Genomic DNA, 22,417 nt, shown 5'->3' on the forward strand with positions numbered 1-22,417 from the left:
TTTTAGTAAGTATAGTCGTCAACTGATATGAAGGCTGAAACCAGATTTATTGTTTCATTACATTGTATCCACAATAATAGTTGGTTTAACATTTTTACTTATTAATTAATCTTGGTGTTCACATCATCTTTATGTTCCATTACGAAAGGAAATGTTAAAATAAAAGGAAATGTATAATCAGTTAGTAACTAGATAACTGATGAAGCAATTGAAGATATCGAGCAGGTGAAGCAAATGAAGCTAAAAAACATCATTGAGCATCCTCTTTTTTCAAAAACGATCTTAGTGCTTATTATTTTAAATGCAGTCATTATTGGACTTGAAACCTATCCGGATGTGTACGAATCCTATTCGGATATTTTGATAGGATTCGATCGAATCCTTCTAATGATCTTTTCAATTGAGATCTTATTAAAGCTCTACGTCTATCGTTCCAACTTCTTTCGAAATGGCTGGAACCTATTAGACTTCATTGTCATTTCCTTAAGTTTACTATTTATTCATTCTAATTTCATCACAATCTTGCGAATCATCCGTGTACTAAGGGTACTTAGAACGTTATCGATGTTCCCGTCCCTAAAGAGATTAGTCAATGCGCTCTTCTTATCACTTCCTGCAATGGGAAGTACCATTCTTTTGACGACGATACTGTTTTATATTTATGGGATCTTTGGTACTTCAATGTTTGCAGGAATTTCACCGGAATACTTTGGAAGCTTTCATTATACGATTCTAACACTCTTCCAAATCTTCACCTTAGACTCATGGGCTAGTGGTATCTTCCGACCAATTTTAAGTGAAATTCCATGGTCGTGGCTGTACTTTGTCACGTTCATTCTAATTAGTGCATTTATACTCGCTAACCTCTTCTTCGGTGAATTGGTCAACAACGCTCAGAAACTTGCAGAAGCAGACAAAGAGCCTGAGGAAGACGAAGTACAAAAGGAACTAGAGCAACTAAAAGAACAAAACAAATCGCTTCATCAAAAACTGGATCAGCTGATGGATATGATGAAGAAATAACCATAAAGAATGAAGACAAAGTCCGAATCGACTTTGTCTTCATGTTTTTAAAGAGATTTTGAATAACAGAAAACCTTTATTAAAAACCAAATAGTGTCTCTACCAGCCCTTACGTTTACTTAAAGAGGTTATATGTGCGATGTGATGTTTACCATGCCAAGCATAAATTCCTATAGCTTTAGCTATGGAAACTTCTCCTGACTCAGGATGAGTAAATGTTTTCTCCACATCATCAGAAGTTAAACTACGTAGAAGGTCCACCCAACGTTTGTGCAATGTTTCAAGAAGTAAGAGAGAAGGGTCAATTGGCAATTTATAATCATGTAGTTCCGCATATTTCGCTTCGTCATACAACTTAACTACAGGTTTTTCTTCTGTAAGAGCTAATTTGATGCGCATATAAGCATTCATATGACTATCTACTAAATGGTGTACTACTTGTCGAACTGTCCAACCTCCAGAACGATAAGCTGTATCAAGCTGTTCATCATTAAGTTTTTTCACACTATCTTGTAGTAATCTAGGTAATACTTCAATCTCATTAATCCAATTATTAATAACGCTACTAGTGATTTCATCATTAAATTGGAAACTGCCAATAGGATACTTCAAATCCATCTATCTATTCCTCCTACAAACATACTTGATTACTTAACTAATTTAACATTAACTAGCCATTGTAGCTCGAGATAAAAAATTATTAAATTATTCTCTTTCATCTCTTATTCACTATTTTTGTCTCATTGTTTCCATACTCGAATGGCTAACCACTCTGATCCATCATCACATTTTCTTCTCATTTAAATGAGTGCCAACACTATATAAGATATCATATTGATTTATAGTGTTTTCTATGGTCAAAGGAAAGTGGGAGTTACCTATCTAGTATCTTTACATTTTATCTTTTATTTTCTCAATGACTTCTTTATAATATGAGATTTGATGGGGAACAAATTTATCCTTGCCTACGTTCTCGACAAACCTGTCTCTATTACCCTCTTTATCTATTTTAAATCCACTAACTTGAATTTCCTCCATCTCACCTAACCATAAATCACGAAAATCTTTAAACTTGGCTATAACCATGCCTGAAACTTCGTCTGATTGAACATTAAAGTCTTCAAGAGTATGTTGACTCTTGTATAAAAAAACATGTGCAAATTCTTTATCAATAAACTCTCCTGTTATTACACAATAATCTATTATCCCTAACTGCATTAAACTTTCAAATGGAATGTCAATTCCTACTTCTTCTCTTATCTCCCTTACACCATCTTGAACCGTTTCATCAGCAGTCAAATGACCTGCAACTGTAATATCTAAGAGGCTCGGAAAGTCAGCTTTGGAATCGCTACGGAGTTGTAAATAGATATAATCTGTATTTTTATATTTCGTAACAAACCAACAATGAAAAGTCTCGTGCCAATATCCAAAGCGATGTACATCGTTACGAGAAGCAACTCCTATTTCTTTTCGTTCTTCATCAAATATCTTAAAATACTCATTCGCCATGTTTTCCACCTTCATTTTCTACTATTATTTACCTTCGGACGATAGAATTAGATTACTTGCCTTGTTCTTGAAGTAGGAAGCAACCTCTTAGTACCTCTATTTACCTTTCATTTGTTTAATTTGACACGCCATTCGTGAAGGTCATACTGCAAATAGTACAAGTCGTATATGAGACGATCTACTATCATTTAAACCTTGAAGCTTCTTATTCATATGTCACATTTGAAATATCATACCTAAGTTGTAACAGGACAATCCATTACAATAAAATAATTATTCTTAAAATTTATATTATACCAATAATTAAAAGCGTAAATGAAGCCCCTTTATCTATGGTTGTCAGCTGTCAACTTTTCGTATAAATAAAAAGTTCCACTTATAGTAAATGGTCAATATACTGTAGAAAGCATATCAATCATTTAGAATGAGGTGGAACAGTGTATTTTTTAAAACCTATTTCTGATGAGGTCCAATTATCTCAAGTAATATTTACTAAACGTAAAAAAACAATGATGACCGTTTTAGTATCTATCTTTGCATGTATCGCGGCTATTTTCCAGTCTGCCGGGGGCTTTTTGCCAGGTATTGGCTACTTTTTAAGTCCGCTTGCCACAGCACCTATTTTGTTATGTGCCATGTTTTCTATTCCATTTGGTCTAATGTCCTATTTGTTAACAATCATGTTGTTACTCGTCCTGCAGCCAACTGAACTATTTATATTTCCTTTTACAACTGGGTTATTAGGTTTTGGCATTGGCATATCCTTTCACTTTTTTAAGAAGAGATTAAGTATCATTGCTACCGGTGCATTGCTTTTATCAATAGGAATTATAAGTCTGCTATATATTTTTCACTTTCCCATATTAGGACCCATGGTCTCTAATTCCTTCACATTGCTTACAGTTGGAAGCATCTTTTTATTTACTTTCCTTTATAGTTGGTTATGGGTTGAAATGGCATTAATTATTATTAAAAGATTAATCACGATTATAATGCAGTGAGTCCAACGCACTCTTTTTCAAGTTGTTTTTAAAATGGTTTTTCTAATTTTCTTCTCCTGGTACTGGAAATTGCTGTTGTTCAATTTTGTAAGAAAACCTCTATTAAAACTAAGTGATCTGGATTTTGTAAAGATTCTTGCAAAGCAGCCTGAAATTCGGCTAAACTTCTAGCCTGCTTTCCTTCTATCCCGAACCCTTCGGCTAATCTAATAAAATTTGGGTTCGCAAAGGTTACACCAAAACTTTCTCCAAACATCTGATCCATCTGCTGTTTTTCAAGTTTTAACATTGAATCATTTAAGACAATGATAATAAATGAAAGACCTAATCTGACGGCAGTCTCTATTTCAGCAAAATTCATTAACGCCCCACCATCACCCGTAATACATATGACCGGGTCATTTGGACAAGCCAGTTTAGCTCCAATAGACCCTGGAATGGCGATTCCCATAGAAGCTAAGCCATTTGATATGATGAGCCTATTTGGTTGTTTAGGCTGAAAAGTACGAGCAATGGAAACTTTATGGGCTCCGACATCAGAAATCACAATGCTATTTTCTGATGTATAATCTTCAATCGAGTGAAGTATATTTTCAATGGTAAGTGGGAGACCAGCTGAGTTTTGCTGGCTTCTATTTATATAATAAGCATTAGCTACTCTTTCTCTTATATTCCCATAAGGGTCCCAGAACTTAGCTGGCAATGCACATTCACTAAGCAATTGAAGTGTCTGCTTGATGTTCCCAACAAGCTCACTCTCAACAGGATAAAATTCATTTATTTCTGCTGGTAATGCATCGATATGTAGGACTGGAATCTTCAATGGATTCCAATGCTTTGGCAGTTTTTCTACAAAGTCAAAGCCAATAGCAATGATTAAATCAGCCTGGTTAAGACCGGGTAAAACTTCATCATTCTCATTAAACCCAAATGAAAAAAAATTATTAGGATGTTCTTTACCTAGTACACCTTTTGACATAAAGCTATGAGTAACAGGAGCTTGAAGGCTATTAATAAAAGTTTGTAGCTCAATGGTTGCATGTTGTCTAATTACACCATTTCCTACTACGATAAATGGTTTTGTACAATTGTTCATTAAGGAAATTGCTTCATTGATCGCTTCTAAAGCAGGAACACTTTTCGGTAATGATTTTACTGGCAATGGCTTGTTTGGAATCATCTGCGACGTGAAATTCTCAGGAAGCACAATCGCTGCTGATCCGGGCTTTTCCATCATAGCTTCTCTGAACGCTCTTCGAATTATTGTAGGTACAGTAGGTGAATCCTTGATTTGAGTACACCACTTTGTAACGGGTTCAACCATTTTGACAATGTCCAAGTATTGATGAGATTCCTTATGATGCCGCTCTATACCTGCTTGTCCTATTAATGCCAGTAAGGGAGAATGATCGAGTTGCGCACTGGCAATTCCAGTTAAAAGGTTTGTAGCACCTGGCCCCAACGTGGATAAACATACACCCACCTTATTTGATAATCTTCCATAAACATCGGCCATAAAGGCAGCTCCTTGTTCATGCCTCACATTAACATAGTTGATTTTTTTAGACCTCGATAACGAATCTGCTAGATCAAGAGTCTCTTTGCCTACGATCCCAAATACATATTCTACGCCTTCATTTTCCAAACAATGTACGATAACATCCGATACTTTCATAGCAGCCTCCTTATAACATTACCATTAAGAATTGCAATTTGATTGAACCAAAAAAATAAACCAGAGGAACTTTAAATGCTCCCTTGGTTCTTAATATTATCCAATGATCATTACATCCATTCATGGAACAATTTCAAATACTGTTCCTTCGTGAAAATCAGTCACTTTCATTGAGCCATAAACCCCTAAATATAATTTAGTCTGATCAAGATTCGTTCCTAAATTAACATAGTACGCGGATTGTGTCCCAAAGTCATAGTCGGTTTGAATCACACTAAAATCATTTTGTTTTCCATCTGCTCTCACACTTGTATAAGCTAAAACCCCTCTAGCATGTGATTGAGATTCTTTATTGGCTAGATCAGTAAACACAACGCTTCCTGTTAAACCGTGGATTCCAGTCCCCATATATGGCTGAACACCTGTAAGTGCTGTCCCTCCAAACTTATTGGGTATAATATCATCATGAAAATAGCTAGTTAAAGGCTGAAGTCGACTGCCTGAAAGGGCTGCTGCTTCATTGTAATAAGCAATGGTTTTTTTATTAAAAGTCGAATTATCATCAGTACAGCTACTAATGGTTGAAGTAGGAAATGCCCCTTCCCACCCTCGCCAGCCAAAGTTAATAAATCCATCTAGGTCAGGCTCAAATCTCATGGCAGAAGCTTGTGTAAGCTCTGTAACTGGTAATGGTTTATAGTGAACGAATGAAAAAATCGACTCAACTAAATCCTGTCCGACATTTCCTGCATATTTAATATACTGTTGATCAAACCTTTGAAATGATATTCCTGGTATATTGCGAACACCTTTGACTATTACTGTGAGGGTATTCTGTATAGCTGCGGGAAGTTCATTAAAACGAGTGACAACAGGCGGATTATTAATGAATGTATTCTTGTCTACATCGATTTCAATTATTTTACCGGCTATCTCCATATTATCTTGACTTAAGTTAAAAGGATCATAACCTAACCCGCCATCTCCGGTGGTTAAAACAAGTTTTCCTGTTTCCGGTGAAAAATTTAAGCTATGAACACCATTATGATTTGAAAACGGTCTTCTTACGTTAAGTAAAGTCCGCAGTCGTTGAGGCACTCCATTTGATTGTAAGCCCCATTCTTCGACTGTATCGATATGATCATATTGCGTTTCCCTATTTATCCACTTTTGGTTTAATGTATTAGGATCACATGGGTCAGGTCTAAAATCTTTTGGGAGAGCTCCTGGACCTTGTGTTCCGGCTACTGAATAATGAAGATAAAATAGACCGTTATAATAAAAATTAGGATGAAACGCTAGCCCAAGCAATCCTCTTTCATCATATCCACCACTAGAAGCACCTAGTTCAATGACTCGCGAGCGAATATCTAAAAAAGTCCGGATATCCCTGTTTCCTATATAAAAAATCTCTCCAACCTGAGTTGCAATAAATAATCTTTCAATTGAATCTCCTGGAAGGATGACCGTTTTCAAAACAGTGGGTAAATTGATTCTGCTTACAATAGGCTGCAACCTTACTTTCACCTTGTTCACTGGCTTAACCTCCTTTCATCTTTTCCTTTTATAAGAATATGATTAGAACAATTTTATAAGTACAGAATTGCGCTCAGAACATTTGAGCAGCTTCTTCAGGGTTTCGCTAAGCAGCACTTGACCACATAGCGTGTTTCTCTACCTAAGAACATCTTACTCGCTTTGACTACATCATAGCCTAGTATGTTTATTTCAAATTCTTTCGTTCTTTATGAAAATGTATTTCTTCTTTAGCAACTCCTAACTTATACTTTAAGGCGAATCAAAAGACTAGTCTTAAAATAATAAAAATGGTTTTTCATGTTACTCTTCTACAAAATTTGTGTAACTTCAAAATACAGGCTTAGAAAGCTTCTACTTTGTTACTTTTCATTTAATAAACACTGTTTTCAAAACGCAAAAAAAGACTCCTCTATATCGAAGAGCCTATTTCTAATGGACATTGAAAATTGCCAAGATGTTTAACTAGTAAGCGTTAATCAGACGAGTGTTTATTGTCGCTTACACTAAATGGATGTTATGTTGTTAAACCTTGGGTTCTAATCACACCAATAATTAACAATTTTGAAATAACAAAGAAAAAAACTGGTATTCCTCTTCCTTTAGCCCCTATATTTAATCGTCAACCCTTTTAAAAAGTTTCTCGCGAAGTTATCTAGACATACTTTATAATTTTTATGTCCTTCTTTTCTCAGGAAAGCTCCAAGTTCTCCTTTTGATACGTTCAATCCTGCTTTCTTGAAAATATCAATCATGTCCTCTGTTGTTAATGCTAAGGCAATTTTAACTTTCTTTAAAAGGATATTGTTTATGTTTGTATGATTGTTGATCGACGAATCTGGCGGGATAGATTGACCTGGCTTTGGCTCTTGTTTTCCTCTTTTGAACGTAATCAACCCATTCAAGAATGAGTTGAACATTTGATCTGTTAACTGTATTTGATCATCGCTCTCTTCATCATCCGTCTTTTTAAGAATTTTGACGACCTCTGGTACGGAGACCTCTTCTCCTCCAAGCTTAAAAATCTCAGCCATTTCACTGTTTTTAATTTCTAACGCATACCTCAATCGAATTAATAAATCATTATTATCTATCATTGGATTTCCTCCTATTTTAAAAAAGGTGCAGACTGTACTACCTCACATGCAACCTACTATTTATTGCATAGCTACAGTAGGATTAGGTTGTAACATTCACCCTTATATCATTAGCTTCGATAAAACCGTTATCTCAGTATATAAAACCTCATTCTCTAGTGTGGATAAAAGACTTCAAGTATTTCTTACATCTCTTTGTAGTATTTGTATCGGTAGTAAGTGCAATATACTACGATAAATAGGTAGGTAAGGACAAGGATCAATACCACTAATAAATCAATACCCATTAAAGCTAATGCTATCATTAATGCTCCAAAAACAAAAACCATCAAATCATATGCTTTAGCTTTTGCCTTATTAGCAATTGCCAAATTACGCTCATCCTTCATCTCAATGTCTAGCAGCTTCGCAGCATCGGGATCCTTCTTCATAGCACCTTGGAGAACTAATTCTCCAATACCATAACCAAAAATACTACACCCAAGCCCAACACATAAATAAGGCAGCAATCGCAACATGCCTTGTGGGTCTTCAAGTGTTTTGATGAAGGACAAGCCAACTACTAGTAGTATAAAACCTACAACGGTTATAAGATAAGGTGGAATCGTTTTGTTCATATGTTTTCATCCTCCTCATAAATAAAGATTTCCTCGATACTCTTATCAAAATAACGAGCAATCTTAAACGCTAAAACAATTGATGGGTTATAACGCCCGTTTTCCAGCGAACCGATCGTTTGTCTCGAAACTTCAAGAGCCTGTGCCAGTTCTTCTTGCTTAATTCCCTGTTGCTTACGAATTTCTTCTAAACGGTTTTTCATGCGTGCACCCTCCTTACGGAAAGCTTACTTTCCATAAAAGGATTTTATCTTTTATTTCGAACAATGTCAAGCTAGCTTTCCATTGTCGTGTTAAAGTTTTGATACGTACACCATTATTCATCTCTTCAAACATAAAAAAGCAACTACCTCATGGAGGCAGTTGCAGAAGATTATGATTTCCTCAAAATTGACTACTGTTCACTTTTTGACTAAAATACAGCTCACGCCAGCTTTTTCATGAGATTTTACATATTTCCACCTAAATTCCTTATTAACTAAGATAAATCCTATTCACCTAAAATGTGTTCTTCTATTAAACAACTTCAATTAAATCTCTGTGTATCGTTACAAAGTACGATTCGATTAATTCTCTTAAATTTTCATTGAGCTTATAATAATCATCGTCTGCTTTTTCGATCACACTATAGTAATCACTTTCATCAATTTCGTCATTTTCTAACCCTACATGCAATCTCCACATTTCCTCACCATACATCTTTTCAATCTTTGCATACTCATGAGCACCGATTTGCTCAAGTACACCGATTAGTTCTTCTAAATAATGCGTAATTCCTACTTCCGCTATACGATCTGAAGTCCAATTCCATAGACTTTCATGACCACCACTCTCCAATTCAGAATAAAATTGAAGGACAGTATATGCTTCCTTCGCTACTTTATTATCTGTTGAGTAGCCATGTTCACTCAGAACAGAACTAACAATATCCCAAATACCATCTCTGTTTAATAAGGCATCTTTTTTTACTTTAGGCTTTGTATTCATGATAAAGTGCCACCCTTCTTCCTTATCTAAACTTTCGTGTCTATCGATCCGCCACTATCAGACATCACTAAATTAGTAATAAAATCCCCAATACAATAGATTTCCACATAGTATGAATGCAAAAATGATTGTCAAAATCTGTACTAGGTTGTTCGTTTTACGCATCTTCACAAGTAAGGCTCCACTAATGACAGGCGTTATAGCTACATATACAAGGTTGAACATTAAAAACGGCTTGAGAAATGCATAAGTTGTCATTGATAAGGTCTTATAGACAATCCAAACAATGTTAGCAACCAAAAGTAGGTTCATAGAATGTTGAGCGAGTAGTAATTTGTGTAGACGCTTTTTATTCCAAACCCTTCTCAAAAGAGTAACAATTACATAAATAAGTGAGAACGCTATCGCTAGTAATACTAGAATCATGCCAGCCCACTCTAGTATATGTTTATAATAGGGAACATAGAGTAAATCAGAATATGTATTTGATATCATTTCCTTTATTTGTGGATGCTTCGAATAAACGTCTAGACTATACATACTGAAATCATCTTCTGTATGATATACGCTTGGCTCTTTCTGTGTATAATGTATGTCATTTATGACTAGATCATTTGCTCCAACCTGTTTCGAATGGCTTCTCAAAAACAATCCATACACACTGCTAAATCCATGCCTTGGCAACCGAGCTGGTTCATAAATACCACTCCATTGAGATGAATTTTCTAAATTAGCCTCATTTTCAACCTGTATATATTCACCAAAAACAACTTCAGGTATTCCCGCAGTGAACGTACTTTCATTCTGAATATTCGTCAACACTAAAACACCAATACGATCAGTTCGATCTATGTAAAAAGCAGAGCTAAAAGCAGATGAGTTCCCACCGTGACCGAATACATGCTGACTTTTCGATGGTAAGTAAAATAAGCCGTTTGCGATCCTTGGGATAATCGTATTTGGATAATATAAAGTCGGTTCAAACATAAAATCAATCGTCCTACTATTTTTAAACAAAGGAGCTCCATCATCTGTTAATAACGCTTGTAACAGCTTCTGTAAATCCTTAGCTGTTCCTATAGCGCTACCTATCGGATACATAGGAATAGAATAACGATTTGGTTCTATTAATTGAAGTGCACCCGAATATCCTTGTATCTCTTGTCTCTGATGTTTAACCCATTTGTTATCTTCTTGTTCTGGGTCTATGGCGGTTTTCGTCATTTGAAGTGGCTCAAAAATATGCTGCCGAACGAACTCACGATAATCCAAACCACTAATCTCCTCAACAATGAAGGCTGCTAAGCCACTTCCGTAATTTGAATAAGCGACAACATCTCCTGGGGAAAATACTTGAATAATATCTGCTTCCTCGAGTACATCTCTTAATGTATTCATTTTGGTTGGTTGATGAATCATTAAATCTGTGTAACTATCATCAAACCCCGCTGTATGATGCATTAAATGCTGCATCGTAATCGGATCCTCAAACTTTGTTTTGGAACGAAAATCACTCGGCAAGTACTTTTTTATATCTGTATTTAAATCGAGCTTTCCATCCTCTACCAACTGTAAAACACTAATCCAAATTAGAATTTTTGAAACAGATGCCCATTCAAAAACTGTATCTTCATTAACGAGAATTTGTTCTTCTATATCTGAAAAACCTCTCATTTCGTTAATCGTTTCATCTTTGTTTATGACAATCGCTGCTAAGCCCGCAATCTGATCCTCGTGTTTGTTTATATAAGATTCCAACAGATTCTCTAAATCGACCTGTTCGCTTGCAGCAGCTGGATAAGTGTATGTAAACAACGAAAGTAGTGAAAAACAAAAAAACAACTTACATAACTTAATTGCATGATTATTCAATGCCAAATACACCTCCTTCCAACCAATTATACTCATCTTCACTTTAGATGCCTTACAAATTTTCAAAAAAATGATAAAAACCAGCAATCTATGACAGATAGCTGGCTCTTAATTCGATTAGTTAGAAGCTACCCTTCCCAATTCCACAACTCAATTTCACCTAATTGCTCCCCTTGAACAAATGAAGCGTCTTTTAACTTTAACAATTCTTTTACAGGTCCTGTTACAACGGCACCATAAACAGTAAATCCCTCTTCTTCTAAGTATCGATACTTTTCCTCTAGGTTCAATAAACCTAAGAAGTTCTCATAATAACTAACAGGTTTATTTAAAAGTTCATTCATGTTCTTTAACATCATCTGCTTGCTTTCAGTTATCGACTCTTCATTTAACCATCCGATCCAGAATGATTGATGATAATTTCCATTATGTTCGAATCCACCTGTTAGGCCAATTATATAAGAAAGCATGATCATATTCGTACTACTACTCCAGCCTCCTGGTTCATAATCAACAAATTCCCCAGTGTATAAGGGCATCCACGTTATATGAAGATCGTATTCCTTTAGGAGCTCAATTAACTCTTCTGATTCCATAAAACTTGTAGTCGAAAAGGCTAGCTCGCCTACTGTTCCTTCAGGAAGCATCTCTAATGTTTCCCACACATGGGGTGAGGTATTAGCATCTAACCTCTTTTTGGTTTGCGGATGTTCAGGAAGAGAGAAGGATAATTCATTTAACTGCTGTGAGCCAGGATGTGAATATGTAATATTTGAAAGTCCACTAAATAGTCGCTTTGTCACATGTGCTTCCCCAATAACAATGTCCTTACTACCTACTTTTTTTAGTAAGTTATAGGACAAGCTTTTCGTTCCGAAAGGCGTCAAGGCTTCTTCCTTACTATCGAAGCCTCCCCTTACATTTGGAGTAGTCCATTCAAGTGCAAGGCTTGAGAAGTACATATTTTCCTTACCAATCGCAAGTTTGTCTGCGACGATATTTGCAACGATCATATAGATAACATAACTAACTGCAATTATTAACAATATGCGTAATATCCGTAACGTTAAGGTGAACTTTGATTTTTTTAAGATTCTCGACTCTAATTCTTTATTCCATTCTGTCATCTTCCCACCCTTTCTTTTCAGCTAGACTCGCCAGTCTCTTTCTCGCTCGATGGAGATTTACCTTCACTTGTTCTTCTGTTAGTTGCAATGCCCCCATAATCTCCTTGTAGCTCAAATCCTCATACTCTCGCAAATAAATAATCGATCTATACCGCTCTGGTAAAAAATCCAATAAATCAACAAGTTGTTGATGTGTTTCTTGCATTAAAAGCGAATCTTCAGGAAGTCCATATGGGCTAAGCATTTCTTCTTTCGACGAAAACATCGATAGGAGTGGAATAGCCTTCCTTCGCTGTTGCTTTCGCCATTCATCTAAATACGCATTGCGAGCTACTTTAAACAGCCAAGCACGAGCTTCTTCTCCTTCATATTCATGAAGGTGAATAGTAGCACGAACAAATGTCTCTTGCGTCATATCCTCTGCAAGCTGCTTTGAGCCACTTAGCCTTAATAGGTAAAAGTAGAGAGGCTTTGCATACTGTCTATAAAGATTTTCTAAGTTTAATTGATTTCGCATTTGCCCCCCTCTTCTCCTTTTCATTATTTACACGTTTTACTGCTCAATATGTTACAGGTGATTTTAAAATTTTTTTAAAAAAATATTAGAAACAATCTACTCATTTACATTAGCGATATCGATATGACTCCACCCGTTCTTCACCTGAAAGCATATTTTTTACCATATATTGGTTCTTTTCAACTTCAGTTTCTCCTATAATAATAACGTTACGAATCTTCTCCTTATTTGCTTTATCAAGTGCTTTCCTCAATTTCTTGTTACTCATTTCCAACTCAACTTTATATCCCTTATTTCTTAGAAAAGATGCTACCAATAAGGATTCTTTCGGAGTCCCTAATGGAACGATATAATAATCTACATCAGCGTTCTCTTTAAGTCCTTCCTCCGATATGCTCATAGCCGTATAAATCACATCTAATCCAAAAGAGATACCGACTGTTGAAAAGCTTTCATCTGTACCAAGCAATCCACCAATTGCATTGTCATACCTTCCGCCACTCCCAATACTTGACTTAATCGATTGATCCGTTAAGAATATTTCATAAATTGTTCCGGTATAGATCTCTAACCCTCTTGCTAAGAATGGATTAAACACACATTGATCTTTCACATTTAGAAATTCCAGATAAGATTCTAACTCTTTCAATTCTTTTAATCCTTGTTTTACTTCCTCACTTTTCTCAGAAAAAGATTCGAAATAACGAAGGTTTGTATTCTCTTCATCTGTTAAAAACTGCTTAATTAACCGAATCGTTGTCATGGATAAGCCAAGTTCAGCAAGCTCAGCAAGAACCGCTTCTAACCCGACCTTTTCAAGTTTATCTAGTATTAGTACAACCTTATTGATTCTATCAGGTTCTGTACAAAAACCAGCAAGCATTCCTGTCAGTAACTTTCGATTGTTGTATTGAATGACCACCTTTAAATTGAGCTTCCTAAAAGCATCCAATGCCATCATCATAAGTTCAGCTTCTGCTATTTGTGAATCTACACCTACAAGATCAACATCACATTGTGTAAACTCTCGAAAACGACCTGTTTTTATTGGCCCATCTCTAAATACTTTACCTATTTCATAACGCTTAAAAGGCATCTTAATTGTTGGATTCATGGCTACAACTTTTGCAAATGGCATTGTTAAATCATACCGTAAAGCTATATCTCTTTTGCCTCTATCCCTTAACGTATACATTTCCTCTACTATTTCTGCCCCACCCCCATATTTAGAAGCGAGTAATTCCGTGTAGTTTATAATTGGCGTTTCCAGTGGCTTGCAGCCGTATTGAATGAATACGTCTTCTAATGTTCTTCGAATGTTTCTCCTTACAACCTCAGCAACCGGTAAATAATCTTGTGTACCCTTAACATTTTGATAATCCATTTTCTTCATCTTCATTACCTCCAATTTTTTTAGTACAAATAAAAAACCGCACTTGATTTAAGTGTTGAGCTTAATCAAATACGGTTTAATGATAAATAGTCTTCCTATTGACGATTATTAATAAATCGAATAGCAAGACTACATGATATGATGATGTAATTGTGAGAACGAGATTATTGCCTTATCGAATGAAGCCATAAATACCCACCTCTATTTTCAGATAAATCTAACACATTCTAACGTAGTTATCAATGGATTATTGCAATTTAACGAAGATTAATTATCGACTAGTTATACATACTCACAATAATGTGCATAAAATCCCACTGTTTCTTGAAGTTACTCTCTGACTTCCCATGTGAAAACATTTTGCCTTCAAATTGGATTTCGTGATCTCAAATTACATGTTTTTGCTCTCAAATGAGGTTTTGTGATCTAAAATTACATGTTTTTGCTCTCAAATGAGATTTCGTGATCTCAAACTACATGTTTTTGCTCTCAAATGAGATTTCGTGATCTCAAACTACATGTTTTTGCTCTCAAATGAGATTTCGTGATCTCAAACTACATGTTTTTGCTCTCAAATGAGATTTCGTGATCTCAAACTACATGTTTTTGCTCTCAAATGAGATTTCGTGATCTCAAACTTCATGTTTTTGCTCTCAAATGAGATTTCGTGATCTCAAACTAACTTTAATTCCTGCAACGGGACCCTTCTCACTTTTTCCCTTCAACTAATACTTGGTGAAAATAGCCTTCTATCTTAACGATCATTTTCATCACAGTCTCTTTCGTATTCATATGTTTATAAGTAAAGTCTCTTCTTCAACAATTCCAAACAATATAAGCTGAATTCCTTCACATCTTTATTTTTACTTTGTGAAAGTTCATTTAACACTTCTAGTAAATACGCATCTTCTATAATGCCCTTATTTCCACCTTCGGCGCAGCAAGATAAAAATAACAATAAGTTATAATGAACTTTAGGTTTTTCGTGTTGCCTCATTTTTTCAACCATATAGCGAATCAACTCATTATTCGTTGAAAGAACTTTTGAGAAGAGACGGTCAATATCTCCAGGCTTCCCTTTTTGTATGACATCATCTATTTTCACATAATAATCTTTCATTTCCTGTTCAGAAAGGTCTGAAGTATAAAGGTCTAGCTCTTCTTCTGCAATAACATCGACAAGTCCATTCATAAACTCTTGAAAGGTATTCGCTAATTTGATTTCTTGATTTTGTTCAACATCTATGAAAATGACAGAAGGATGTTTCCTCCTTCTATAATCCAAACAAATAAACATAGGTGGTTTGGCTGAAAGGATGATGATTTTTTTACTACGAATCCCCCACTCTTTCCGTAAATAAACCGTTTCAAGGATTCCATTGTTTTCACCGATTCCATACAGATATTCAATCTGTACAGAATTGTTCGCCCAACTATTCGGAGTATCAGTCGGGAAATATTTCTTTCTTAAATAGAATCCATTTCTTCTCTTCATCAACTGAATATATGATTCTGGCAAAGTCACTTTTAGTTCATTCTGTACGTAATCTAATGTTTCTAAATTAAGATCCCCCTGATCATATTCATCAAATTCTTCTTCCCATAAAGTTTCGTTCATTTTTTCAACTCCCATTATGCGAGAATATTATGCGAGAATTGCTAATTAATCTATAACCAATTATAAACGGCAAGTTGTGAGATTTATATGTGAAGTTAAAACAGAACTACAAATGTAATTGAATTAAGGGTAAATATTTGAAGAGTGTAGAAGTAATTATTTTGAGTAGATAATGAACTTTCTAATAGAATAAGACTTATTCAAACGCCTTTATTTATGCCGATATAAAGTTATATGTTTATTTCCTGTAGAAGTGAGGCAAATTATGTTTCTAAATTTTTTATTTAAAAATAAAAAGAGCAGCAATGCTAATAAAAATAAAACAACTCCAAGCACTGAAACATCTACAAACAATATTGAAAACAAGTTAAAGAATGAACGGATTGCACTTAGAAAAGGTGAACTCGGGGAATACAAAATCGACATTCAACTATCTCAAATGCCCAAAGAGTATAAGTATTTAAGTGATTTATTAGTTGAAAATCCCAAATCATCAACAGGATTTTCCCAAATTGATCACGTTGTCGTTACTCCTTATGGATTATTTGTAATCGAAACAAAGAATTATCAAGGAACAATTTATGGAGGGAAAGATAGAAAGTCGTGGTTGATTAATGGCAAGTTTAAAATGATGAATCCTCTAATACAGAATTATGGTCATATACAGGCACTTAAACCTTTCATTGACGTAAAATTCCACCCCTATTTTATTTCAATAGTTTCGTTTACAAAACGATGTACTTTTAAAATCGAAGAAGAATTACGAAAGATTAGTTCAACTGAATTGGTAATTTATGATATCGAATTGACTGAATTTATAAACAGAAAAGTTGCTGTACTTAAATTACAAAACAAAAATCCCATTTTAACGAACTATGATATTGAAATGATACACACTTCTCTTTTGAATTCCAACATTCCAGATGCATCAATCAGAAAACAACATATAGATAGCATCCAGAGAAAGGTGAGTAATGATCATAAGATAAACAGTGAGAATAAGTGTACAGTATGCCAAAAATCTGTGTCCGAAAAGGTAAGATCATACTGTTTATCTAACAAGAAGTTCAAAGGGAAAATATATTGTTTTGAACATCAAAAACTGTGTAATTAAATAGAAATTTTGTAATCAACATTATTATTAGATTTATGATATGAAACAAGAAGGGACTGAATCCCTTTTTCTGAAAGCACAATCTCTTAGAGAGAATGAAACAGTTAGTGAATTGCAGTAAGAAGCAAAAAACTAATTCACAATAAAATATAAGACCTGTGAATTCATCATTTCCCACAGGTCTTACATTTCTCTTTCATTACAGAGGCTTAATCATTTTGTTTTATCGGAGTGAGCTATACTTTGAGATCTAAAAATAGGAGAGATATAAATATCAGAAGTTACTCCATATCACAATTTCTTATAGATCCCGTCCTTACCATACGCATAAAGATGTGATCCTCGCATAAACACCGGACCGATGATTCGTTTACCATTCTCGTCAGTTAACTGCACTCTTTCCTTAGGAGTATAGTTCCTTAACCCTTTACGATAGAGGATGATAGTGTACATATCTACCTCACCAATTAATGCCTCTTCATCAAACATAAATTGATGCAGTGAGTGATGACGACCATTTATCCGATAACGAATAGATTCTTTCATCTCATTCAGTTCAATAAGATTAAAATCATCATAGTAGTAAAAATATACTTCCTTTGAACTGACAACACTCAATGCGTAGCAATCAATGATTCCATAATCTCCAGCACCCCACAAGCGCTTTCCATTCATACTATATGCAACCACGCCATCACTACCCATAGGCTGATCCCAACCAAAGTTTCCAAATATGCCTTCATCAAAATAACTTACCCATATTGTATCTGTTTCGTCTATTTGCATATCCTGAATGCCATCACCTAACGTAAAGGCTTCAATTAATTGTCCATTAGGATTATATCTCCTCGCATTGCGTTCAATGGATTGACCATCCTTTAAACAACGACACTGTACTATTAGGATTGTACCATCTGAAAATAGATCCACTTTTGTCGGCATAAGTGGAACATTTTTTAATTCAACTGTTTCAACAAACCGATCTCCTTTAATCAACCGAATAACCCAGTTAGACTTAGGCACTGGTCGTTCAAAGAAATCGATCTCCTGTTTATTACTCTCAATCAGTAACAACGTTCCATCTCTCGCAACTTGACCCGCTACAAAAATTAAATCTGAACTATAGTCCATATACTTATGTAAAATGAAATTCTCTATCTCTGTCACCCCATTAAAAATTTGCTGCTACCTTTAGTCTAAACGTTTTATTTACTGAAAAATAGAATAAATCTAGGAAAAAGTAGCCATCCGAATACAAAAAATCCCCCTAGCGATTGTACCGAGGGACGGAGGAATACACTAAAATTTATTGATGCTGCTACTTTATTTTGTATATTCAATCAACCAACAATCTCGATATTCCCCTTCATGAAACTCATTTTTGGGAAGTAATTTAACCTTTTTAAAACCACATTTTTCATAACAGCGAATGGCTCTCTCATTCCAAGTTTGCGGGTCCATTACGACTCGATCGGCAGTTCTTTGCTCAACTAAAAAGTCGACCATCGATTTTACAAGAGTCGTACCCACTCCCTTATTCCAATATTCGGTCTCTCCAATAAATTGGTCCATACCATAAATAAGATCAGGAACATCACCATACCCATATAATGCTCTTTCCTCATCATCCACTCGATAAAATTGAATATATCCGATTTCAACTTTATCGAACTCCACAATACACCTGCTGACACCATCTTTTCGTTGATAGAATTTCTTATTTACTTTTTCTAAATCAAAAGGATTGTCTCTTCCTTCATAATATTCAAGAACTAAAGGATCAGAAAGCCATTTAGTTATCAGATGGTTGTCCTTTAATTCTAATTTACGGACAAGTAGCTTATCATTTTGGAATAGCATCTTTATCTCTCCTAACAAAATGAATGTCAATAATATATTCGTTATTTCAGATTAGTTTTCCTTTAATTTACTATTTGTAACTACGAAACTATATTCTTGTATCATAATCCCTTCAAATACAAACTCACACAAAAAAACAAAATTATATAAATTTTCATAAAAATAGGTTTATATTCACTAATTTTCGATTTCATTTTCACACTCAATTATGAACTTTACTAACTCATTCCCTTAATCCAAGATTATTTCACCAGACAGTTTTATCAATTCTAAAAGGCTGCTATAGACTAAAAATATTGCAACTTATTATCTACATAGAGCGATTGCTAGGGTTGAAAGGGAAGATATCAATGAGTATCTAAAGAGTGTTCAGAGGCGTTAATTATCCCACCATTAGAGGAAGAAATTAATAAGATTATAGGTACCGCTTATAATGATAAACAAGCAGATATACTCAATTTCGATAATGGTTATAACTAAAATGTGTTTAATCGTCACGCACATCCTCCAATAAAGAACGCTTCAGAGATAATCTCTAAAGCGTGATTACTTACAAAACATTTTTATATCATCTAAAGCTAAATGAGTATGTCCTCTAACAAATTTACTTTCATCATTCAATGCATCATTAATAAGTGGAATAATCAGTTCCTTGTTAACCGCTTTATGTATTCTAGCAATATGACCAAAACAAAGAATTGCTATTCCCCTTACATTTTCGTTCTTGTGCTGACTATATTGGACCATCAGGTCTTGTATGAATTCTCCATCATCTGCATTTAATGCTAAGGAAAGCAAACCACTTACTATTGTATCGGAGTTATCAGAATTTATTAGGTTTATTATTTCTTGATTTTTCTCTATATTATTGCTATACCGTTCTGTACTCTCGTGAACAATATCATTTAGTGCCTTTTCTAAGGAGTCGACTTCCTGCCATATTTGTTGAACAGTTTCATTATTTGCGGTTCTAAGTTTTTCAAATTCATTAATTAAACCTTTCTTTATTTGAATTTCTTTATCCGTTTGTTCTAGGATTCTTTGTTTATCTCTATACATAATGTAGTATTTTTTAAAGTTCTCCCGAGCCTCTGTAAGTGAATAGTCTTGATTCGGACCGCCCCAAACTTTATCTGCGTGGGGGTCATCTTGTCCATCATCTTCCCAATAACATAAACAACAAATTTCCCAACCTCGTCTCTCTTCTAGTGTTGGATAACCACAACAAGGACAATTATACCGATTCATTTTTTATTCCCCTCATCATTCTTTATCGATGTTTATCTAATATGCTTTTTTATATTTGTTTATCATTACGAGTAATAATAACTTTATTTGAAATATAGCTATTAATCATTCAGAACTCAGATAAATTTCTTTTCATTATTTGAACTCTATTATCACAATCTGCAGTATGATTTAAACTTTTTAACACTATTTGAAGGAAGGTTAGTTTGAATTTTCTATTGTATCTATTTCTATTTTGATGCATCTACGTTTACCCTGAATATTCAATTATAACAAAAAACCTTCCTTATTTTAGGAAAGGTCAACCTCAAGCACCGATTCATCTTATTTGTTAGTCTTCCTGTTCAGTAAAAAAATACGTACTTCTTAAGACCTTCTCACCTCTTATTCCTGCGCCTCCTAATTTCTCCTAATTAAAATAAAGTACTCCACAACTCAGTCAATTTCCCGATTTATTTCTCACTTTTTTCTGCCACAAATATTTTTTAATCAAAATAATGTCGTGCTATTCCCTGCTTTTTTCTCCTGCTTTTTCTCGCTCTTTTTTAGGCTTTTGGGGTTCGTAAGTACCCTCTCACACTTCTATTCAAGCATTTATAGGGCAAGGTTCTATCATGTTTTTCCCTCTTGTCTTAAATCAGAAAAAAAGGATGGGATTCCTGTTCCCACCCTCTTTATTTTTTCTTTTCTTCCTGCTTTTACCCACACATTTTCCACAGGCATATCAGAACTTTTTTGATTATGCTATCTGTTTATTTTGTGGCACAGGAGATTATTATGGGGTTACATATTCAACTCCATCACCGCCACACACTCCACATGAGTCGTATGTGGAAACATATCAACAGGTTGAATCTTTTCTGTTTTGTAGCCGCCGTCTACTAGTATTCGTAGGTCTCGTGCGAGTGTTGCTGGGTTGCAGGAGACGTAGACGACGCGTTTTGGTTTCATTTCGATGATGGTTTGGAGCAGGGCTTCGTCGCAGCCTTTTCTTGGTGGGTCGACGACTAGGACGTCTGCTTCGTTGCCTTCTTTGTACCATGCTGGGATGATTTCTTCTGCCTTGCCAACGGCGAAGGCGGCGTTTTCGATGTTGTTAAGCTGTGCGTTTCTTTTTGCGTCTTCGATTGCTTCTGGGACGATTTCGACGCCAAACACACTTTTGGCTTTTTGTGCTAAGAATAAGGAGATGGTGCCGATGCCACAGTATGCATCGATGACCTTTTCTTCTCCTGTTAGCCCTGCGTATTCTAGTGCTTTATCATAGAGCACTTTCGTTTGGTCAGGGTTTATTTGATAGAATGATTTTGCAGAGATCGCAAATTTCACGTCACCGATGTAATCATAGATGACCTCATTTCCCCATAATACATTCGTTGTATCACCTAAGATGACATTTGTTTTCTTCGAGTTAATGTTGTGGATGATTGATTGCACTTGAGGCATACGAGCAACAATTTCTTTCACAATCTTCTCGACAAATGGAATTGTGCTTGTGCGTGTGACAAGAACAATCATTAACTCTCCTGTTTGCTTCCCATAGCGGGCCATAATGTGCCTGAGCACACCTTTATGCGTTTTTTCATTGTAGGCAGGAACCTTAAGCTCACTTACAATTTCTTTGACTACTTGAACAGCTTCATTAATCACTTTATTCTGGATGATGCTATCATTTGTTTCAACAATTTCATGACTTCGTGGCTTGAAGAACCCAGCGATTAACTTCCCATCTTTCTCTCCGACAGGTACCTGTGTTTTATTGCGATAATGAGTTGGTTCTGTCATCCCTAGAATCGGGTGAACTTCTACATCTTCAAGCTTTCCGATCCGACTCATGACTTCACGCACTTGTTTTTCCTTGAATTGCAACTGTGCATCGTAGCTTAAATGCTGTAATTGACAGCCACCATATTTATTTTCGTCTTCCTTTCTAATTTCCACTCGATCTGGACTTTTCTCGTATAACTCGATTAAACGCCCAAATCCGTATCCATTATTCGCTTTGATCACTTTAATCTCTGCTTTTTCTCCTGGAATCGCGTTTGGGACAAAAATCGGATAGCCTTCAACCTTTGCTACCCCTGCTCCATCATGTGTTAAATCTTCAAATGTCACATCTATATAATCATTTTTCTTTACTGGAATCGTTTTTTTCATGATTTATCGTCCTTTTCTATTTCCCTAATTGCTAGCAAGATTGTACCATAGTTTAATGGGAAT

20 protein-coding genes are annotated in these 22,417 nt (G+C 35.2%); 3 read left to right on the forward strand and 17 right to left on the reverse strand.

The window, feature by feature from the left end; genetic code table 11:
* Positions 1 to 234 precede the first annotated feature (234 nt).
* Positions 235 to 1,023, forward strand: a complete 789-nt coding sequence (locus tag AC6F34_RS11830; protein WP_500772316.1) for an ion transporter — start codon at positions 235 to 237, stop codon at positions 1,021 to 1,023.
* 99 nt (positions 1,024 to 1,122) lie between these two features.
* On the opposite strand, the gene AC6F34_RS11835 is transcribed toward AC6F34_RS11830, so the two are convergent.
* Positions 1,123 to 1,641: a YfiT family bacillithiol transferase gene (locus tag AC6F34_RS11835; RefSeq protein ID WP_500772318.1), complete on the reverse strand. Its 519-nt coding sequence runs from the start codon at positions 1,639 to 1,641 to the stop codon at positions 1,123 to 1,125.
* 273 nt (positions 1,642 to 1,914) lie between these two features.
* Complete coding sequence (locus AC6F34_RS11840; protein ID WP_500772320.1) at positions 1,915 to 2,535, reverse strand: NUDIX hydrolase; 621 nt, start codon at positions 2,533 to 2,535, stop codon at positions 1,915 to 1,917.
* A 437-nt stretch (positions 2,536 to 2,972) separates the two neighbouring features.
* Here AC6F34_RS11840 and AC6F34_RS11845 point away from each other — a divergent pair, with 437 nt between their 5' ends.
* Positions 2,973 to 3,536: a hypothetical protein gene (locus tag AC6F34_RS11845; protein WP_500772322.1), complete on the forward strand. Its 564-nt coding sequence runs from the start codon at positions 2,973 to 2,975 to the stop codon at positions 3,534 to 3,536.
* A gap of 79 nt (positions 3,537 to 3,615) precedes the next feature.
* On the opposite strand, the gene AC6F34_RS11850 is transcribed toward AC6F34_RS11845, so the two are convergent.
* From AC6F34_RS11850 to AC6F34_RS11900, 11 genes are all read right to left on the reverse strand, one after another.
* Positions 3,616 to 5,211: an acetolactate synthase large subunit gene (locus AC6F34_RS11850; RefSeq protein WP_500772324.1), complete on the reverse strand. Its 1,596-nt coding sequence runs from the start codon at positions 5,209 to 5,211 to the stop codon at positions 3,616 to 3,618.
* 120 nt (positions 5,212 to 5,331) lie between these two features.
* The gene (locus AC6F34_RS11855) at positions 5,332 to 6,747 is read right to left on the reverse strand and encodes a PQQ-dependent sugar dehydrogenase (protein ID WP_500772326.1); all 1,416 of its coding nucleotides are present in this window, start codon (positions 6,745 to 6,747) and stop codon (positions 5,332 to 5,334) included.
* A 602-nt stretch (positions 6,748 to 7,349) separates the two neighbouring features.
* On the reverse strand, positions 7,350 to 7,841 hold the full coding sequence (locus tag AC6F34_RS11860) for a YehS family protein (protein WP_500772453.1): 492 nt from the start codon (positions 7,839 to 7,841) through the stop codon (positions 7,350 to 7,352).
* Between the two features lie 188 nt (positions 7,842 to 8,029).
* Positions 8,030 to 8,461 (reverse strand): DUF6442 family protein, encoded by a 432-nt coding sequence (locus AC6F34_RS11865; RefSeq protein ID WP_500772328.1) that lies wholly within the window; start codon positions 8,459 to 8,461, stop codon positions 8,030 to 8,032.
* Positions 8,458 to 8,664 carry a helix-turn-helix transcriptional regulator gene (locus tag AC6F34_RS11870; protein ID WP_500772330.1) on the reverse strand — a complete coding sequence of 69 codons (207 nt, stop codon included), beginning with the start codon at positions 8,662 to 8,664 and terminating at the stop codon, positions 8,458 to 8,460. The genes AC6F34_RS11865 and AC6F34_RS11870 overlap by 4 nt, the downstream gene beginning before the upstream one ends.
* Before the next feature lie 313 nt (positions 8,665 to 8,977).
* Positions 8,978 to 9,448: a DMP19 family protein gene (locus AC6F34_RS11875; RefSeq protein WP_500772332.1), complete on the reverse strand. Its 471-nt coding sequence runs from the start codon at positions 9,446 to 9,448 to the stop codon at positions 8,978 to 8,980.
* A gap of 72 nt (positions 9,449 to 9,520) precedes the next feature.
* Positions 9,521 to 11,326 (reverse strand): serine hydrolase domain-containing protein, encoded by a 1,806-nt coding sequence (locus AC6F34_RS11880; protein WP_500772334.1) that lies wholly within the window; start codon positions 11,324 to 11,326, stop codon positions 9,521 to 9,523.
* Between the two features lie 122 nt (positions 11,327 to 11,448).
* Entirely contained in the window at positions 11,449 to 12,447 is a 999-nt protein-coding gene (locus AC6F34_RS11885; protein ID WP_500772336.1) for an anti-sigma factor, read from the reverse strand.
* Positions 12,431 to 12,964 carry a sigma-70 family RNA polymerase sigma factor gene (locus tag AC6F34_RS11890; protein WP_500772338.1) on the reverse strand — a complete coding sequence of 178 codons (534 nt, stop codon included), beginning with the start codon at positions 12,962 to 12,964 and terminating at the stop codon, positions 12,431 to 12,433. The genes AC6F34_RS11885 and AC6F34_RS11890 overlap by 17 nt, the downstream gene beginning before the upstream one ends.
* Before the next feature lie 109 nt (positions 12,965 to 13,073).
* Complete coding sequence (locus AC6F34_RS11895) at positions 13,074 to 14,357, reverse strand: histidine--tRNA ligase (protein WP_500772340.1); 1,284 nt, start codon at positions 14,355 to 14,357, stop codon at positions 13,074 to 13,076.
* A 796-nt stretch (positions 14,358 to 15,153) separates the two neighbouring features.
* Entirely contained in the window at positions 15,154 to 15,975 is an 822-nt protein-coding gene (locus tag AC6F34_RS11900; protein WP_500772342.1) for an SMI1/KNR4 family protein, read from the reverse strand.
* Positions 15,976 to 16,240: 265 nt separating this feature from the next.
* Here AC6F34_RS11900 and AC6F34_RS11905 point away from each other — a divergent pair, with 265 nt between their 5' ends.
* Positions 16,241 to 17,089 (forward strand): nuclease-related domain-containing protein, encoded by an 849-nt coding sequence (locus tag AC6F34_RS11905; RefSeq protein ID WP_500772344.1) that lies wholly within the window; start codon positions 16,241 to 16,243, stop codon positions 17,087 to 17,089.
* A gap of 291 nt (positions 17,090 to 17,380) precedes the next feature.
* On the opposite strand, the gene AC6F34_RS11910 is transcribed toward AC6F34_RS11905, so the two are convergent.
* The 4 genes from AC6F34_RS11910 to rlmD form a co-directional block, all read right to left on the reverse strand.
* Entirely contained in the window at positions 17,381 to 18,163 is a 783-nt protein-coding gene (locus tag AC6F34_RS11910; RefSeq protein ID WP_500772346.1) for a YxiH-YxzG fusion protein, read from the reverse strand.
* Positions 18,164 to 18,412: 249 nt separating this feature from the next.
* Positions 18,413 to 18,949: a GNAT family N-acetyltransferase gene (locus AC6F34_RS11915; RefSeq protein ID WP_500772348.1), complete on the reverse strand. Its 537-nt coding sequence runs from the start codon at positions 18,947 to 18,949 to the stop codon at positions 18,413 to 18,415.
* Positions 18,950 to 19,495: 546 nt separating this feature from the next.
* The gene (locus AC6F34_RS11920; RefSeq protein WP_500772350.1) at positions 19,496 to 20,197 is read right to left on the reverse strand and encodes a CPCC family cysteine-rich protein; all 702 of its coding nucleotides are present in this window, start codon (positions 20,195 to 20,197) and stop codon (positions 19,496 to 19,498) included.
* Positions 20,198 to 20,980: 783 nt separating this feature from the next.
* Positions 20,981 to 22,354 (reverse strand): 23S rRNA (uracil(1939)-C(5))-methyltransferase RlmD, encoded by a 1,374-nt coding sequence (rlmD, locus tag AC6F34_RS11925; protein ID WP_500772352.1) that lies wholly within the window; start codon positions 22,352 to 22,354, stop codon positions 20,981 to 20,983.
* Positions 22,355 to 22,417: the final 63 nt, after the last annotated feature.

The sequence above is a fragment of the Niallia sp. CD-39 genome, assembly GCF_059874745.1.

Bases quoted from the DNA above. Each gene is read 5' to 3' on its own strand.
- AC6F34_RS11830 (WP_500772316.1), top strand. From the start codon at position 235: ATGAAGCTAAAAAACATCATTGAGCATCCTCTTTTTTCAAAAACGATC.
- AC6F34_RS11835 (WP_500772318.1), bottom strand. From the start codon at position 1,641: ATGGATTTGAAGTATCCTATTGGCAGTTTCCAATTTAATGATGAAATC.
- AC6F34_RS11840 (WP_500772320.1), bottom strand. From the start codon at position 2,535: ATGGCGAATGAGTATTTTAAGATATTTGATGAAGAACGAAAAGAAATA.
- AC6F34_RS11850 (WP_500772324.1), bottom strand. From the start codon at position 5,211: ATGAAAGTATCGGATGTTATCGTACATTGTTTGGAAAATGAAGGCGTA.
- AC6F34_RS11865 (WP_500772328.1), bottom strand. From the start codon at position 8,461: ATGAACAAAACGATTCCACCTTATCTTATAACCGTTGTAGGTTTTATA.
- AC6F34_RS11870 (WP_500772330.1), bottom strand. From the start codon at position 8,664: ATGAAAAACCGTTTAGAAGAAATTCGTAAGCAACAGGGAATTAAGCAA.
- AC6F34_RS11875 (WP_500772332.1), bottom strand. From the start codon at position 9,448: ATGAATACAAAGCCTAAAGTAAAAAAAGATGCCTTATTAAACAGAGAT.
- AC6F34_RS11885 (WP_500772336.1), bottom strand. From the start codon at position 12,447: ATGACAGAATGGAATAAAGAATTAGAGTCGAGAATCTTAAAAAAATCA.
- AC6F34_RS11890 (WP_500772338.1), bottom strand. From the start codon at position 12,964: ATGCGAAATCAATTAAACTTAGAAAATCTTTATAGACAGTATGCAAAG.
- AC6F34_RS11895 (WP_500772340.1), bottom strand. From the start codon at position 14,357: ATGAAGAAAATGGATTATCAAAATGTTAAGGGTACACAAGATTATTTA.
- AC6F34_RS11900 (WP_500772342.1), bottom strand. From the start codon at position 15,975: ATGAACGAAACTTTATGGGAAGAAGAATTTGATGAATATGATCAGGGG.
- AC6F34_RS11905 (WP_500772344.1), top strand. From the start codon at position 16,241: ATGTTTCTAAATTTTTTATTTAAAAATAAAAAGAGCAGCAATGCTAAT.
- AC6F34_RS11915 (WP_500772348.1), bottom strand. From the start codon at position 18,949: ATGCTATTCCAAAATGATAAGCTACTTGTCCGTAAATTAGAATTAAAG.
- AC6F34_RS11920 (WP_500772350.1), bottom strand. From the start codon at position 20,197: ATGAATCGGTATAATTGTCCTTGTTGTGGTTATCCAACACTAGAAGAG.
- rlmD (WP_500772352.1), bottom strand. From the start codon at position 22,354: ATGAAAAAAACGATTCCAGTAAAGAAAAATGATTATATAGATGTGACA.